Here is a 13,556-nt window from a genome sequence, read left to right on the forward strand (position 1 = left end):
CTCCCCGTCACTATACGGGGAGAAGGTGCCGGCAGGCGGATGAGGGGCGGCGCCGACATGTCAAAAAATCAGCCAACACCAAAATGGCTCACCATCGTCGGCATCGGCGAGGACGGTTTAGCGGGTCTCGGCGACGAGGCCAAGCGGCTGATCGCCGAAGCGGAAATCGTCTTCGGCGGCAAGCGGCATCTGGCGCTGGTGACTTCGCTTGCCAAGGGCGAGCAACGCCCATGGCCGGTCCCCTTCGATGCCGGCATGGCCGATGTGCTGGCGCTGGCCGGCCGGCGCGTCTGCGTGCTCGCTTCCGGCGACCCGTTCTTCCATGGTGTCGGCGCTACTCTTGCCCGCAAGGTCGAGCCACAGGAGATGCATGTCATCCCTGCACCCTCGGCCATTTCGCTGGCCGCCGCGAGGCTTGGCTGGGCGCTGCAGGACATCGAGATGGTGTCGCTGCATGGGAGGCCGCTCGACCTGATCCGGCCGTTGCTGCAGCCGAATGCGCGCATCCTGGCGCTGACATCGGACGCCGATGCACCGGCGGCAATCGCGCGCCTGCTCACCGAGCTCGATTTCGGCGCTTCGCGGCTGACGGTCCTGGAAGCGCTGGGCGGACCGAACGAGAAGCAGCGTTCCGCTCGAGCCGACGCTTTCGATCTTGGAGATATCAATCCGCTCAACGTGCTGGCGCTCGAACTTGAATCGACACCGGAAGCCCGCATCCTGCCGCTAACCATTGGCCGCGCCGATCATCTGTTCGAGCATGACGGCCAGATCACCAAGCACGATATCCGCGCCATCACGCTTGCGGCGCTGGCGCCAAGGCGTGGCGAATTGCTGTGGGATATCGGTGCCGGTTCCGGCTCCATCGGCATCGAATGGATGCTCGCCCACCTGTCCATGCGTGCCATCGCCATCGAGGCTGATCCAGCCCGCGCCGCCCGCATCGAACGCAACGCCGCGCATTGCGGCGTTCCCGGCCTTGTCGTGGTCGAAGGCAAAGCACCCAAGGCGCTGGCCGGGCTGGCCACGCCGGATGCGATCTTCATCGGTGGCGGCGGCAGTGTTTCAGGTGTTTTGAACGCAGCCATCAAGGCGCTGCGTTCCGGCGGTCGTCTGGTCGCAAATGCTGTCACTCTGGAGATGGAAACTCTGCTCCTCGCCCAGCATACCAAGCGCGGCGGCGACCTCACCCGCATCGCCATCTCCCGTGCTTCCCCTGTCGGCTCGATGCAGGCATGGCGGCCGGCCATGCCGGTCACCCAATGGAGCTGGGTGAAACCATGATGGTCGCGGGTATCGGCAGCCGCAAGGGCGTGACCGTTGAAGAGGTGCTGGCAGCGATCGAGACCGCCCTCGAAGCACATGGGCTGGCAATGACGGCGCTGTCGGCACTGGCGACCGCCACGCTCAAGAAGGATGAGGAAGCGATCGCTGCCGCCGGCCGCGCGCTTAATCTTCCGATCATTATCGTCGATAACGCAGCGCTTCAGGCCGTCTCGTCGAGGGCGCTCACCAAATCCGATCTCTCGCAAGAACTCGCCGGCACGCCATCAGTCTCCGAAGCCTCCGCCCTTGCCGTCGCCGGCACCGGTGCAAAACTGCTCGGGCCGCGCACCGTGGTCGGCCCGGTCACCTGCGCCATCGCCATCAGCGGAGATGTGCCATGACCGTTCATTTCATCGGCGCTGGTCCAGGCGCCGCCGACCTCATCACACTGCGGGGCGCCAAGCTGCTCGCAAGCTGCCCGGTCTGCCTGCATGCCGGCTCGATCGTCGCCCCCGAATTGCTGCAGCACTGTGCGCCCGGGACAAAACTGATCGACACGGCGCCGATGTCGCTCGACGAGATCGAGGCTGAGTATGTGGCTGCCCACAAGGCCGGCCACGATGTCGCCCGCCTGCATTCCGGCGATCTCTCGGTGTGGAGCGCGGTGGCCGAGCAGATCCGCCGGCTGGAAAAGCACGGCATCCCTTACACGCTGACGCCGGGTGTTCCCTCCTTCGCCGCCGCTGCCGCAGCCCTTCGCCGCGAACTGACCATTCCCGAAGTGGCGCAAAGCCTGGTGCTGACCCGCGTCTCCGGCCGCGCCTCGAAAATGCCGCCGGGCGAAACGCTGGCCGGCTTCGGCCGCACTGGTGCCACGCTCGCCATTCACCTGGCCATCCACGCCATCGACCGCGTCGTCGCCGAATTGACGCCGCACTATGGCGGCGATTGCCCGGTGGCGATCGTCTTTCGCGCCTCATGGCCGGACGAGCGCGTGCTGACCGGCACGCTGGCCACCATCGAGGCACTGCTCGCCGCCGATCCGATGGAGCGCACGGCGATCATCTTCGTCGGCTCTTCGCTGGCGGCCGAAGGTTTTGGCGAGAGTTCATTATACGACGCCTATTACCAGCGGCGTTTTCGCGGACGGGACGGATTGTGAGCGGCAAGACCAAAAACAACGGCGACACGTTCGAACAAGCTCTATCACGGCTGAACTTCAAGCCGCACGCGCTTGAGCCTGGCCATGTCTGGCTGGCCGGCGCCGGTCCCGGCGATCCAGGCTGCCTGACGCTGGAAGTGCTGGCGGCTTTGGCCGATGCCGATGCGCTGGTCTACGACGCGCTGGTCTCACCAGATGTCGTCGCCGTCGCGGACAAAGCCGAGCTGTTCTTTGCGGGAAAACGCGGCGGCAAGCCGTCGATGAAGCAGGACGACATCACCGCTCTGCTGGTGCGGCTGGCGCGCGACGGCCGCCGCGTGGTCCGGCTGAAAGGCGGCGACCCCTATATTTTCGGCCGAGGCGGCGAAGAGGCACTGGCGCTGGCGCGGGAAGATATCCCGTTTCGCGTCCTGCCCGGCCTGACATCGGGGCTGAGCGCGATGGCCGCCACCGGCATCCCGGCCACCATGCGCGGCATCAACAAGGCGGTGATCCTGGCGACCGGCCATGCTGCTGGCACCGATGACGATCTCGACTGGGCAGCGATCGCCCGCACCGGCCAGCCGGTGGTCATCTATATGGGCATGGCCAATCTGCCCACCATCGCCGCGTCCCTGCTCGAAGGCGGGCTGGCGCCATCGACGCCGACGGCGGTCATCGTTTCGGCGACGACGCCGCAGGAGCGCACCGTCGTTGCCACGCTCGCCACCATCGCCGAGGCCGCGGCAGCGGCCGGGCTTGCCTCGCCGGCATTGATCGTCGTCGGCGGCATTGTCGCCATGCGCGCGGCACTGGCAGGCGACGCATGACCCGCGCCATCATCATCGGCGCGCCGCGCTCCGGCTCCGGCAAGACCAGCGTCACCATCGGCATCTTGCGCGCGCTCGCCCGGCGCGGTCTGAAAGTGCGCGGCGCCAAATCCGGCCCCGACTATATCGATCCCGGCTTCCACACCGCCGCGACCGGCCTCTCCGGCGTCAATCTCGACAGCTGGGCGATGTCGCCCGACCTGCTGAATGCACTGGCCGGCAACGCCACAGCGGATGCCGATTTCATCTTCCTCGAAAGCGCCATGGGCCTGTTCGACGGCATCCCCGCCGGGCAAGGCCGCACCGGCTCGGCCGCCGATCTGGCGCGGCTCTACCACCTGCCGGTGCTTCTGGTGCTCGATGTCTCCGGCCAATCGACCACGGCGGCCGCCGTCGCCAAGGGCTTTGCCACCTATGACCCAGACGTGCGCATGGCCGGCGTCGTGCTCAACCGTCTCGGCAGCGAGCGCCACCGCAAGCTGTGCAGCGAGGCTATCGAAGCGCTCGGCCTGCCCGTCGTCGGCAGCATCTTGCGCGATCCCTCGCTCAACCTGCCGGAGCGCCATCTCGGCCTCGTCCAGGCCGGCGAATATGCCGACCTGATGGCGCATCTCGACCGCTTGGCAGATATGGTCGAGAAATCCCTCGACCTCGACGCCATCATGGCGCTGGCAGCACCCTTTTCGCCGGCGCCGGGCAGTTTCGAAAATGCCTTGCCGCCGCCCGGCCAGCGCATTGCGCTGGCGGAAGACGCAGCCTTCACCTTCCTCTATCCGCATGTCGCAGCCTATTGGCGCAAGGCCGGCGCCGAGATCGTGCCGTTCTCGCCGCTCGCCGACGAAGCGCCGGCGCAGGATTGCGATGTCTGCTGGCTGCCTGGCGGCTATCCCGAGCTTCACGCCGGCCGCCTTGCTGCGGCAATGAATTTCCGCGCGGGCATGGCGCGTTTCGCCGGGGCAAAACCCATCCATGGCGAGTGCGGCGGCTTCATGGTGCTGGGCGAAGCGCTGGAAGACGCCTCGGGGGAGACGCACGCCATGCTCGGCCTGCTCGGCCATTCCACCAGCTTCGCCAAGCGCAAGATGAACCTCGGCTACCGCGAGGCAACGTTGCGCGCCGACTGCCCGCTGGGCGCGCAGGGCGCGCTTATCCGCGGCCACGAATTCCACTATGCGCAGATGATTGCCTCCGGCAATGACGAGCCGCTCGCCGACCTTGCCGATGGCCAGGGCAATCCGCTCGGCGCCTCCGGCTACCGGCGCGGCCATGTCAGCGGCACCTTCTTCCATGCCATTGCGAGGGGTGCATGACCGTCATTCCCTCGCCGCGCCAGGCGCTTGACGACATCGCGCTCTGCCTCGTCTTCTTCACCCGGCTGCCATTGCCTGTGTTCGACTTTCGCGGCCGCGGCCTTGCCGATGCGATCTGGGCCGCCCCCATCGCCGGCCTCGCCGTGGCAGTGGTTGGCGCCGTCGTCTACGCCATTGGGATAAAACTCGGCCTCGCCGCCGGGCCCGCGGCGGCCCTTGTCCTTGCCGCAACGCTGCTCGCCACCGGCTGCCTGCATGAGGACGGGCTGTCGGATGTCGCCGACGGCTTTGGCGGCGGCAAGACGCGCGACAAAAAACTGGAGATCATGCGCGACAGCCGAATCGGCGCCTATGGCGCTTCGGCGCTTGGCCTGTCGCTGCTCATCCGCTGGAGCGCGCTGTCGCAACTCGCCAATCCGACAAGCGTTCTCTTCGCCCTGATAGCCGCCCATGCTGCTTCGCGCGGGCTGCTCGGGGCCTTGATGCACCTGTCGCCGCCGGCGCGCAGCGACGGCCTGTCCGCAGACGCTGGCACCGTGTCGGCGCAGACCGCTGTTCTCGGCGCAGTGCTCGGCGCCGCAGCACTGCTGGCGCTCGGGCTGGGAGGTGCGTTTGCGGCGCTGATCCTGCTGGCGCTCGTGTTCAGCGCCTTGCGCGCGCTCTGCCTCAACCAGATTGGCGGCCAGACCGGTGACACGATCGGCGCCCTGCAGCAGCTCGGCGAGATCATAGTGCTGCTGGTCGCTTCCGTTTCCCTCACCTGAATCACTTCCGGAGATTGCTTCCCCATGCCCTTCAAATCATTCGATGAACTGCGCGCCGCTTGCCTCGACCTGCCGATCGGCAGCGACACGGCTGCCAATGCCGTCTCCCGCCGCCAGGACACGCTGACCAAGCCACAAGGCAGCCTTGGCCGGCTGGAGACCATCGCCGCCTGGCTGGCGCGCTGGCAGGGCCGCGACATGCCGAAGCTCGATCGCGTAAAAGTCTTCGTCTTCGCCGGCAATCACGGTGTCACAGCGCAAGGCGTGTCGGCCTTCCCCTCGGAAGTGACCGTGCAGATGGTGGCGAATTTCGCCGGCGGTGGTGCCGCCATCAACCAGCTTGCCCGCATCGCCGGCGCCGAACTCGACGTCATCCCGCTCGACCTCGACCACCCGACCGGTGACTTCACACAAACGCCGGCGATGGACGAAAAGGCCTTCCTCGCTGCCGTCTCCGCCGGTTATCACGCTGTGACGAAAGACCTCGACCTCGTCTGCTTCGGCGAGATGGGCATCGGCAACACCACGCCGGCAGCCGCGATCTCGGCCGGCCTGTTCGGCGGTGGGGCAGAAAAATGGACCGGGCGCGGCACCGGCGTCGACGATGCCGGGCTGAAACGCAAGGTCACGGCCATCGAAGCGGGCCTCAAGCGCCATGCCGACGCGCTGTCCGATCCGCTGAAGATCGCTGCCGCCCTTGGCGGCCGCGAACTCGCCGCCATCTTCGGCGCCACGCTTTCCGCGCGTCGCAACAATGTCCCGGTGCTGCTCGACGGCTTCGTCTGCACCGCCGCCGCAGCGCCCTTGGCAAGGCTGCACCCAAGCGGCCTCGCCCACACCATCGCCGCCCATGTCTCGGCCGAATCCGGTCACCGCCGCCTGCTCGAAGCGCTCGGCCTGCCGCCGCTGCTCGACCTCGGCATGCGGCTCGGCGAAGGCTCCGGCGCCTGCCTCGCCGTCAACATCGTCCGCTCGGCGCTGGAATGCCATGTAAGGATGGCTAGCTTCGCTGAGGCCGGTGTGTCGGAGAAGTAGCTAGGGCGATTTGACGGGAGAGCGCCGGCCCGAACCTTCATTGACGATCGTCGGGCCGGTCACTGGCATTCCGGGCTGGTGGCTCGAACGGCACGGCCGCTGAAAGATTCCCCACCTGGGGAAACAATGGCCCGCAGCTTCTGTGGTGGGCTCTTTTTACTGGCACTATTGGCCGTCGTTGGCGACAAAATGTGATTGACGTAACGTTGACCAGGCGCAATCATTACGGATTGTGCAGGGTGAGGGCGTTTCAATGAAACTCGTTGTCTTTGGCGTAGCAATAGTATTGGCCGCCACCGGAGCAGCTGTTGCGAAAGAGAAGAAAAAGGTGGCCACCGCTCAGGCTACAACCTCGTGTTCCACAGCTCATAAGAAGGCTGGCAGCAAGCCGACCGCGAAACCGGATTGCAAATCGACAGGCACCGTTGTTGCGCGGCCGTCAAATAAGGCCGCAAACTTCCTGGATCATTATAATCCGCGCTTAGGGTATGACACCAGTCCGTGGTTTCAAACTGGCTTTAATTGATGGCGGCTTCGGCTTCCGGGCCTTTCTTTATCCAGCGCGGCCTTCCCTCCTTCGCCAAATAGCGCACCGGGCTTACCGGCCGCCGAGTTCAAGGCAAACCTGCCCCATGATTGAGGCATGCCGAGGCGCGTCAACGCGTCACGCATTCCAAGGTCTTCCACCAACTTTTCGAAAAATTTGGTGGGTGCGCACAGGATTGAACTGTGGACCCGCTGATTAAGAGTCAGCTGCTCTACCAACTGAGCTACGCACCCACTCGACCGGTCAAAACCGGCGTTGGCGGGCATATAGCCGCCGATACCGGTCCTGTCCAGCCCTGCCGGAATCATTTCCCGACAAATAGCTGAACTGCCGCAGGCGGTCAGACGAACAGTCTGCCTTCCGCCACCTTTACCGCATGGCCGCCGATGCGGGCGGAGGCCAGTTTTCCGCCTTCGACAGTGAGTTCGAGGCGGATGCGCGACGGTCGGCCCATCTCCAGCCCCTGCTCGATCCACAGCTGCGAAATGCCGTCGGTGGGGGCGTCGAAATGCATGATGGCGCCGGCAAAGGCCGCTGCGGCCGACCCGGTCGCCGGATCCTCGTATGATGGAGTGCCCGGCACGATCATGCGGACGTGGAAGGCGCTGTCATGGTTCACCGTCTGGCGGCAGTAGACGTACGGGCTGGCGAAAGCCCATTCGCTCTTGCGCGGCGCCAGTTCCGACCATGCTTGGTTGTCGAGCTTGATGCGGGCTGCCGCCTCCAGATTTGCGACCGGGATGGTGACGTAAGGCACGCCGGCGGACCAGAACGACACCAGGTGATTCTCGAAGCCGATCTCATGCGGCGCGAGGCCAAGGGCCGCACCAATCGCTTGCGGGTCGGCTTCGAGCTTCAACGGTTCCGGCAGCTTCGCCAGATCGAACTCGGCAAAGGTTGCGCCATCGTGCCGGCTGACGGCGCAGCGCACCGGGCCGATATTCTCCTCCAGCACGAAGATGCCGGCGTCGCCCTCGCCTGCCAGTTCGGCCAGCGCAATCGCCGCGCCGACGGTCGGGTGGCCGGCAAACGGCATTTCATAGTCGGGCGTGAAAATGCGGATGCGGTTGCGATGTTTTGGATTGTCCGGCGACAGCACGAAGACCGATTCGGACAGGTTGAACTCGCGCGCAATGGCCTGCATGGCTGGCGTATCCAGCCCCCTGCTATCCAGCACGACGGCCAGCGGATTGCCGGCCAGCCGTTCGGTCGTAAACACATCGTAAAGCAAGTAATTGCGCGTCTGCATCTTGGAAAACCTTCCGCCTCAATCCGAACATGGCCGAAATTTAATTTGATATTCGAACCAGTAAGCCTGATCTGTGCACCTATAGGGACATTACGCTTCATAGGGGTCCGGCGTGGACCAGCTTGTCAATCTGCCAAAGACGGAATCGGATTCCGCCATCGAGGCGGCGCTCGGACTTGACCGCAACGGCGTGCGCAAGAAGCGCCGCCGCGGCTGGCTTTACGCGCTGCTGGCGCTGATCGCCATTGCCGGTGGTCTCGCCGGCTACCAATGGTATGCCGGCTCTCCCGCCAAGATCGACTACACCACCACGCCGGCCACGATTGCCGATCTCACCGTCGCAGTGTCGGCGACCGGCACGCTGCAGCCCCTCACCCAGGTCGACATTTCGAGCGAACTGTCCGGCATCATACGCTCCGTCTCGGCCGAGGAGAACCAGCAGGTCAAGAAGGGCGACGTGCTGGCGACGCTCGACACGGTGAAACTAGAGGTCCAGATCGAACGCGCCGAGGCTTCGGCCAAGGCCGCCGCCGCCAATGTCGAGGACGCCACGGTCACGCTGGCCGAGAACGAGAAGGCGCTGGTGCGCGCCGCCGAACTGACCAAGCGCGGCATGGCGACCGATCAGTCGCTTGAGGCCGCAACTGCCACGCGCGACCGCTCCAAGGCGGCCCTCGACAGTGCGCAGGCCAATCTCGCCATCGCCCAGGCCGACCTCAAGGCGCAGCAGACCGACCTTGCCAAGAGCACGATTTACGCCCCGATCGACGGCATCGTGCTGACGCGCTCGGTCGACCCCGGCCAGACGGTCGCCTCCTCGCTGCAGGCGCCGGTGCTGTTCATCATCGCCGCCGATTTGCGCAACATGGAGCTGGTGGCGGCGGTCGACGAGGCCGATATCGGCGCGGTCAGGCCCGGCCAACATGCGCGCTTTACCGTCGACGCCTTTCCGGAGCGACCTTTCGACGCCGAAATCCGCGACATCTCCTACGCCTCGGTCACCACCGACGGCGTCGTCACCTACAATGCGCGGCTCGAGGTCAACAACGACGAGTTGTTGCTGCGGCCCGGCATGACCGCCACCGTTTCGGTCGTCACCAAACAGGCCAAGGGCGTGCTCACCGTGCCGTCCACCGCCTTCCGCTACCGCCCGGCGCAGCAGGCCGCCCGCGCTTGGAGCCTCAGCGACCTGTTTACAGGCCGCATGGGCCGTCCGGGCGGCAATCGCCGCCAGCAGGTGGCGGCACCCACCGACGGCTCACGCACACTCTATGTGCTGGAGAACGGCCGGCCGCCAACGTCAGGATCGGCTCCACCGACGGTGAACTGACCGAGATCACCTCCGGCCTCGACGAAGGCGCTCAGGTGATCACCGCCTCGCAGCTGGGGAGCTGACGCCGTGGCCGCGGCCCTTATCGGCTTCGATACGGTCTGGAAAAGCTATGGCCAGGGCGAAGCCAAGGTGCATGCGCTGGCCGGCGTCGACCTCACGATCAAGCGCGGCGAATTCGTCGCCATCATGGGTCCGTCGGGTTCGGGCAAATCGACGGCGATGAACATTATCGGCTGCCTCGACACGCCGACCGCCGGCACCTACTCCTTCATGGGCATCGATGCTGGCCGGCTCGACCGCAACCGCCGCGCGTTGCTGCGCAATCTCTACATCGGCTTCGTCTTCCAGGGCTACAATCTGTTGCCGCGCACCACGGCGGCGGAAAATGTCGAGCTGCCGCTGATCTATCGCGGCGCGCCGGCCCGCGAGCGCCGCGAGCTTGCCATGCAGGCGCTGGCCGAGGTCGGGCTTGTCGGGCGCGAGCACCATACGCCGGCCGAGCTCTCCGGCGGCCAGCAGCAGCGTGTGGCGATCGCGCGCGCCATCGTCACAACGCCGACGCTGCTTGTCGCCGACGAGCCGACCGGCAATCTCGACACCGCCCGCACGCACGAGATCATGGAGTTGTTGACGAGGCTGAACCGCGAGCTTGGCCTGACCATCGCCATGGTCACCCACGAGGCCGACGTCGCCGAATATGCCGAGCGCACCATCCGCTTCCTCGATGGCCACGTCGCTTCCGATTCCTCGAAACTGGAAGTGGCCTGACCATGATCTGGGAAACCGTCCGCCTGTCGCTGCGTTCCATCCGCCGCAATGTGCTGCGCTCGTTCCTGACGCTGCTCGGCATTGTCATCGGCGTTGCCGCCGTCATCGCCATGCTGACCATCGGCTCCGGCACCACGGCCAAGGTCAAGTCCGACATTGCCAAGCTCGGCTCGAACCTGCTCGTCGTCCGCTCTGGCCGCCCTGCAGGCACTGGCGGACCGGGAGGGCTCGACCAGGCGGTGCGGCCGCTGGCCGACAAGGATGTTGCAGCCCTTGTTGCGCATCTGACCGGGGCACGCGCCATTTCGCCGGCCTCGCAAAAGCAGGTGCGCGTCATCTTCGGCACCGAGAGCCTGACCTCGGGCGTCACCGGCACCGACAGCGCCTATCTCGACGCGCGCGACTGGAAGCTGGTTTCAGGCCGTCGGTTCAGCGATTCCGAAACCCGCTCCGGCACCGGCGTCTGCCTGATCGGCGAGACGGTGCGCCAGCAATTCTTCGGCGCCGGCGAGCCCGAGGGCGAGATCATCCGCGTCAACCGCACCTCGTGCAAGATCATCGGCCTGCTCGAACCCAAGGGCTATACCGGCTTCGGCCAGGACCAGGACAATGTCGTCTTGATGCCGCTTGCCGCCTACCAGCGCCGAATCGCCGGCAACCGCGACATCGACAACATCTATGTCGCCGCCGACGACCGCACGCCGACCACCGAATTGCAGCCGCGCGTCGAGGATATTCTGCGCGACACCCGCCGCATCACGCCCGACCGCGAAGACGATTTCTCGATCCGCGACATGACCCAGATCGCAGACGCCATGGCCAGCGCCACCACCACCATGACCGGCATGCTCGGCGCCGTGGCCGGCGTCAGCCTGCTTGTCGGCGGCATCGGCATCATGAACATCATGCTGGTCTCGGTCACCGAACGCACGCGCGAGATCGGCATCCGGCTCGCCATCGGCGCGCATGAAAAACATATCCTCATCCAGTTCCTGGTCGAGGCGACGGTGCTGTCGCTGCTCGGCGGCATCATTGGCATCCTGATCGGCCTGGCGCTGGCCGGGCTCGCATCGGCGACGCTGACCATACCCTTTGCACCGAGCCCGGCCGTCATCCTGCTCGCCGTCGGCTTTTCCGCCCTGATCGGCATGGTGTTCGGCTTCTTCCCGGCGCTGCGCGGCGCCAGGCTCGATCCGATCGACGCGCTGCGGCACGAATAATTTGCTATCCACAACTTGGGTGCTTGCCGACGCTGGCAACGCTGTCATCGTCCGTCTGCGATCCTAGTCTGGGCAATGCATCTCTGGTCGAGGAATGGCAATGAGCAAGAGGGCACGGCTGATCCTGGCGATGGTGATCATCGAAGGCGCCCTTGCCGGCATCTGGTGGTATCTCGCCAGCTACGGCGCGGCCAATCCTGATCGCGTCACAGCCGATTTCCAAGGCGTCGTCGGCCAGGCGATGGGCACGGCGATGGGTGGGTTGCTTGGGCTCGGTCTCATCCTGTTTGTCGTCGCCGCTCGCAACGACCGCAAGGCGGCGCAGCAAAAGGCGCGACACTGACCTACGCTTGCAGCCTGTCAGAACGGCAGTCGCGCATTCTCCTTGACCTCCTTCATGACGAAGAAGGTTCGGGTTTGCCGAACGCCCGGCAACGCAATCAGCTTCTGCCCATGCAGCTTGTTGAAATCCGCCATGTCGCGGACCCTGATCTTCAGGAGATAGTCGAAGTCGCCGGCGACGAGATTGCAGTCCAGCACCTCCTTGAGCTTGAGCACGGCCTCCTCGAAGGCGGCGAAGCTTTCCGGTGTCGAACGGTCGAGCACGACGCCAACCATCACCAGTGCGCCAAGCGCTACGGCGGCGGGCGCGATCTCCGCCCTGACCCCGGTGATGTATCCCTCTTCGAACAGGCGTTGCGTGCGCCTATGGCATGTGGCGGCGCTGACATTCACGCGCGCCGCCAGTTCCGCATTGGTCAGCCGTCCCTCGGACTGAAGGGCCCGCAGGATCTTGATGTCAATGCGGTCGAAGGTCGGGTCGGAAGATTCTTCCATATCTGCGGATCTAAATGGACGATTAGAACCAATCTTAGCGTATTTTCTTATGGAAGTGGAAAAATCTTGGAAAGCCTTCGAGAGCACATTTCGCCCCTGTTCGTTTATCCTCTGTCTATTGAAAAACGACTATGGCGGAGACTAATCGGTGTCACTTCTGGCAAAATTCGAACGCTATCCCCTAACCTTCGGCGCGACGCCGATCGAGCATCTGCCGCGGCTGAGCGCGGCGCTGGGCGGGAAAGTACAGGTCTACGCCAAGCGCGACGATTGCAATTCCGGGCTCGCCATGGGCGGCAACAAATTGCGCAAGCTCGAATACATCGTTCCGGATGCCATAGCCTCGGGCGCCGACACGCTGGTATCGATCGGTGGCGTCCAGTCGAACCATACCCGCATGGTCGCCGCGACGGCCGCCAAGATCGGCATGAAGTGCGTGGTGATCCAGGAAAAATGGGTGCCGCACTATGACGCCGTCTACGACCGGGTCGGCAACATCCTGCTGACGCGACTGATGGGCGCCGACAGCCGGCTTGTCGATGACGGTTTCGACATCGGCATCCGCAAGAGCTGGGAGGACGCCATCCAGTCGGTGAAGGACGCCGGCGGCAAGCCCTATCCGATTCCGGCCGGCGCCTCGGTGCACAAATTCGGCGGGCTGGGCTATGTCGGCTTCGCCGAAGAGGTGGCGAACCAGGAGGCCGAGCTCGGCTTCACCTTCGACTACATCATCGTGTGCGTGGTGACCGGGTCGACGCAGGCCGGCATGATCGTCGGCTTCGCCGCGCAAGGTCGCGCCGACCGGGTGATCGGCATCGACGCCTCCGGAACGCTCGACCAGACCCGCGCGCAGGTCCGCCGCATCGTCGATGACACCGCTGCCCTCGTCGGGCTCGGCCGCACGGTCCGCGACGACGAAATCATCATCAACCCCGACTACGCCTATCCGGCCTACGGTGTTCCCTCCGATGAGACCAACGACGCGATCCGGCTGGCGGCCCGCACCGAGGCGATGATCACCGATCCGGTCTATGAGGGAAAGTCGATGCAGGGCCTGATCGATCTGACCCGCAAGGGCTTCTTCCCCAAGGGGTCAAAAATTCTCTACGCGCATCTCGGCGGCGCGCCGGCGATCAACGGTTACAGCTACTACTACAAGGACGACGGCGCCCCGACCCGGCCGCTGAAGGCAGCGAGTTTCGAACCTCGGGAAGTCACTGCGCCGGAGACGCTGCCGCCGCTGTTTCCCTGACAGC

General features: G+C 65.2%; 14 protein-coding genes, 1 tRNA gene and 1 pseudogene. 13 read left to right on the forward strand and 3 right to left on the reverse strand.

Annotated elements, in window-relative coordinates; genetic code table 11:
• Positions 1–57: 57 nt before the first annotated feature.
• The 8 genes from cbiE to JQK88_RS13055 all read left to right on the forward strand — a co-directional run bounded on the left by cbiE (position 58) and on the right by JQK88_RS13055 (position 6,872).
• Positions 58–1,284: a precorrin-6y C5,15-methyltransferase (decarboxylating) subunit CbiE gene (gene cbiE / locus JQK88_RS13020; protein WP_192257998.1), complete on the forward strand. Its 1,227-nt coding sequence runs from the start codon at positions 58–60 to the stop codon at positions 1,282–1,284.
• Entirely contained in the window at positions 1,281–1,667 is a 387-nt protein-coding gene (locus tag JQK88_RS13025) for a cobalamin biosynthesis protein (protein ID WP_192257996.1), read from the forward strand. The genes cbiE and JQK88_RS13025 overlap by 4 nt, the downstream gene beginning before the upstream one ends.
• The gene (gene cobM, locus JQK88_RS13030; protein WP_192257994.1) at positions 1,664–2,428 is read left to right on the forward strand and encodes a precorrin-4 C(11)-methyltransferase; all 765 of its coding nucleotides are present in this window, start codon (positions 1,664–1,666) and stop codon (positions 2,426–2,428) included. Before JQK88_RS13025 ends, cobM begins: the two co-directional genes overlap by 4 nt.
• Positions 2,425–3,237: a uroporphyrinogen-III C-methyltransferase gene (gene cobA / locus JQK88_RS13035; protein ID WP_192257992.1), complete on the forward strand. Its 813-nt coding sequence runs from the start codon at positions 2,425–2,427 to the stop codon at positions 3,235–3,237. Before cobM ends, cobA begins: the two co-directional genes overlap by 4 nt.
• Positions 3,234–4,547, forward strand: coding sequence for a cobyrinic acid a,c-diamide synthase CobB (locus tag JQK88_RS13040; protein ID WP_203278495.1), 1,314 nt, complete (start codon positions 3,234–3,236; stop codon positions 4,545–4,547). The genes cobA and JQK88_RS13040 overlap by 4 nt, the downstream gene beginning before the upstream one ends.
• A complete protein-coding gene (gene cobS / locus JQK88_RS13045) occupies positions 4,544–5,311 on the forward strand; it encodes an adenosylcobinamide-GDP ribazoletransferase (protein ID WP_203278496.1) in 768 nt (255 codons plus the stop codon). The genes JQK88_RS13040 and cobS overlap by 4 nt, the downstream gene beginning before the upstream one ends.
• 24 nt (positions 5,312–5,335) lie before the next feature.
• Positions 5,336–6,346: a nicotinate-nucleotide--dimethylbenzimidazole phosphoribosyltransferase gene (gene cobT, locus JQK88_RS13050; RefSeq protein WP_203278497.1), complete on the forward strand. Its 1,011-nt coding sequence runs from the start codon at positions 5,336–5,338 to the stop codon at positions 6,344–6,346.
• A gap of 253 nt (positions 6,347–6,599) precedes the next feature.
• On the forward strand, positions 6,600–6,872 hold the full coding sequence (locus JQK88_RS13055; RefSeq protein ID WP_192257984.1) for a hypothetical protein: 273 nt from the start codon (positions 6,600–6,602) through the stop codon (positions 6,870–6,872).
• Between the two features lie 178 nt (positions 6,873–7,050).
• Here JQK88_RS13055 and JQK88_RS13060 read toward each other — a convergent pair.
• Positions 7,051–7,126: transfer RNA gene (locus tag JQK88_RS13060), tRNA-Lys, on the reverse strand.
• Between the two features lie 107 nt (positions 7,127–7,233).
• Positions 7,234–8,142, reverse strand: coding sequence for a PhzF family protein (locus tag JQK88_RS13065; protein ID WP_192257982.1), 909 nt, complete (start codon positions 8,140–8,142; stop codon positions 7,234–7,236).
• A gap of 112 nt (positions 8,143–8,254) precedes the next feature.
• Here JQK88_RS13065 and JQK88_RS13070 point away from each other — a divergent pair.
• The 4 genes and pseudogenes from JQK88_RS13070 to JQK88_RS13085 all read left to right on the forward strand — a co-directional run bounded on the left by JQK88_RS13070 (position 8,255) and on the right by JQK88_RS13085 (position 11,806).
• Positions 8,255–9,537 (forward strand): annotated as a pseudogene (locus JQK88_RS13070) (efflux RND transporter periplasmic adaptor subunit).
• A 4-nt stretch (positions 9,538–9,541) separates the two neighbouring features.
• The gene (locus JQK88_RS13075; RefSeq protein WP_192257979.1) at positions 9,542–10,243 is read left to right on the forward strand and encodes an ABC transporter ATP-binding protein; all 702 of its coding nucleotides are present in this window, start codon (positions 9,542–9,544) and stop codon (positions 10,241–10,243) included.
• 2 nt (positions 10,244–10,245) lie between these two features.
• Positions 10,246–11,463 (forward strand): ABC transporter permease, encoded by a 1,218-nt coding sequence (locus JQK88_RS13080; protein WP_203278498.1) that lies wholly within the window; start codon positions 10,246–10,248, stop codon positions 11,461–11,463.
• Positions 11,464–11,563: 100 nt separating this feature from the next.
• On the forward strand, positions 11,564–11,806 hold the full coding sequence (locus JQK88_RS13085; RefSeq protein WP_203278499.1) for a hypothetical protein: 243 nt from the start codon (positions 11,564–11,566) through the stop codon (positions 11,804–11,806).
• A gap of 17 nt (positions 11,807–11,823) precedes the next feature.
• On the opposite strand, the gene JQK88_RS13090 is transcribed toward JQK88_RS13085, so the two are convergent.
• Complete coding sequence (locus JQK88_RS13090; RefSeq protein ID WP_126088576.1) at positions 11,824–12,300, reverse strand: Lrp/AsnC family transcriptional regulator; 477 nt, start codon at positions 12,298–12,300, stop codon at positions 11,824–11,826.
• A gap of 148 nt (positions 12,301–12,448) precedes the next feature.
• On the opposite strand from JQK88_RS13090, the gene JQK88_RS13095 reads away from it, so the two are divergent.
• The gene (locus JQK88_RS13095; protein ID WP_192257973.1) at positions 12,449–13,552 is read left to right on the forward strand and encodes a 1-aminocyclopropane-1-carboxylate deaminase; all 1,104 of its coding nucleotides are present in this window, start codon (positions 12,449–12,451) and stop codon (positions 13,550–13,552) included.
• Positions 13,553–13,556: the final 4 nt, after the last annotated feature.

This window comes from Mesorhizobium caraganae, from assembly GCF_016836705.1.
GTDB classification, from domain to species: domain Bacteria; phylum Pseudomonadota; class Alphaproteobacteria; order Rhizobiales; family Rhizobiaceae; genus Mesorhizobium; species Mesorhizobium caraganae.

Bases quoted from the DNA above. Each gene is read 5' to 3' on its own strand.
- JQK88_RS13080 (WP_203278498.1), top strand. From the start codon at position 10,246: ATGATCTGGGAAACCGTCCGCCTGTCGCTGCGTTCCATCCGCCGCAAT.
- cobM (WP_192257994.1), top strand. From the start codon at position 1,664: ATGACCGTTCATTTCATCGGCGCTGGTCCAGGCGCCGCCGACCTCATC.
- JQK88_RS13065 (WP_192257982.1), bottom strand. From the start codon at position 8,142: ATGCAGACGCGCAATTACTTGCTTTACGATGTGTTTACGACCGAACGG.
- JQK88_RS13090 (WP_126088576.1), bottom strand. From the start codon at position 12,300: ATGGAAGAATCTTCCGACCCGACCTTCGACCGCATTGACATCAAGATC.
- cobT (WP_203278497.1), top strand. From the start codon at position 5,336: ATGCCCTTCAAATCATTCGATGAACTGCGCGCCGCTTGCCTCGACCTG.
- cobS (WP_203278496.1), top strand. From the start codon at position 4,544: ATGACCGTCATTCCCTCGCCGCGCCAGGCGCTTGACGACATCGCGCTC.
- JQK88_RS13085 (WP_203278499.1), top strand. From the start codon at position 11,564: ATGAGCAAGAGGGCACGGCTGATCCTGGCGATGGTGATCATCGAAGGC.
- JQK88_RS13025 (WP_192257996.1), top strand. From the start codon at position 1,281: ATGATGGTCGCGGGTATCGGCAGCCGCAAGGGCGTGACCGTTGAAGAG.
- JQK88_RS13040 (WP_203278495.1), top strand. From the start codon at position 3,234: ATGACCCGCGCCATCATCATCGGCGCGCCGCGCTCCGGCTCCGGCAAG.
- cbiE (WP_192257998.1), top strand. From the start codon at position 58: ATGTCAAAAAATCAGCCAACACCAAAATGGCTCACCATCGTCGGCATC.
- JQK88_RS13055 (WP_192257984.1), top strand. From the start codon at position 6,600: ATGAAACTCGTTGTCTTTGGCGTAGCAATAGTATTGGCCGCCACCGGA.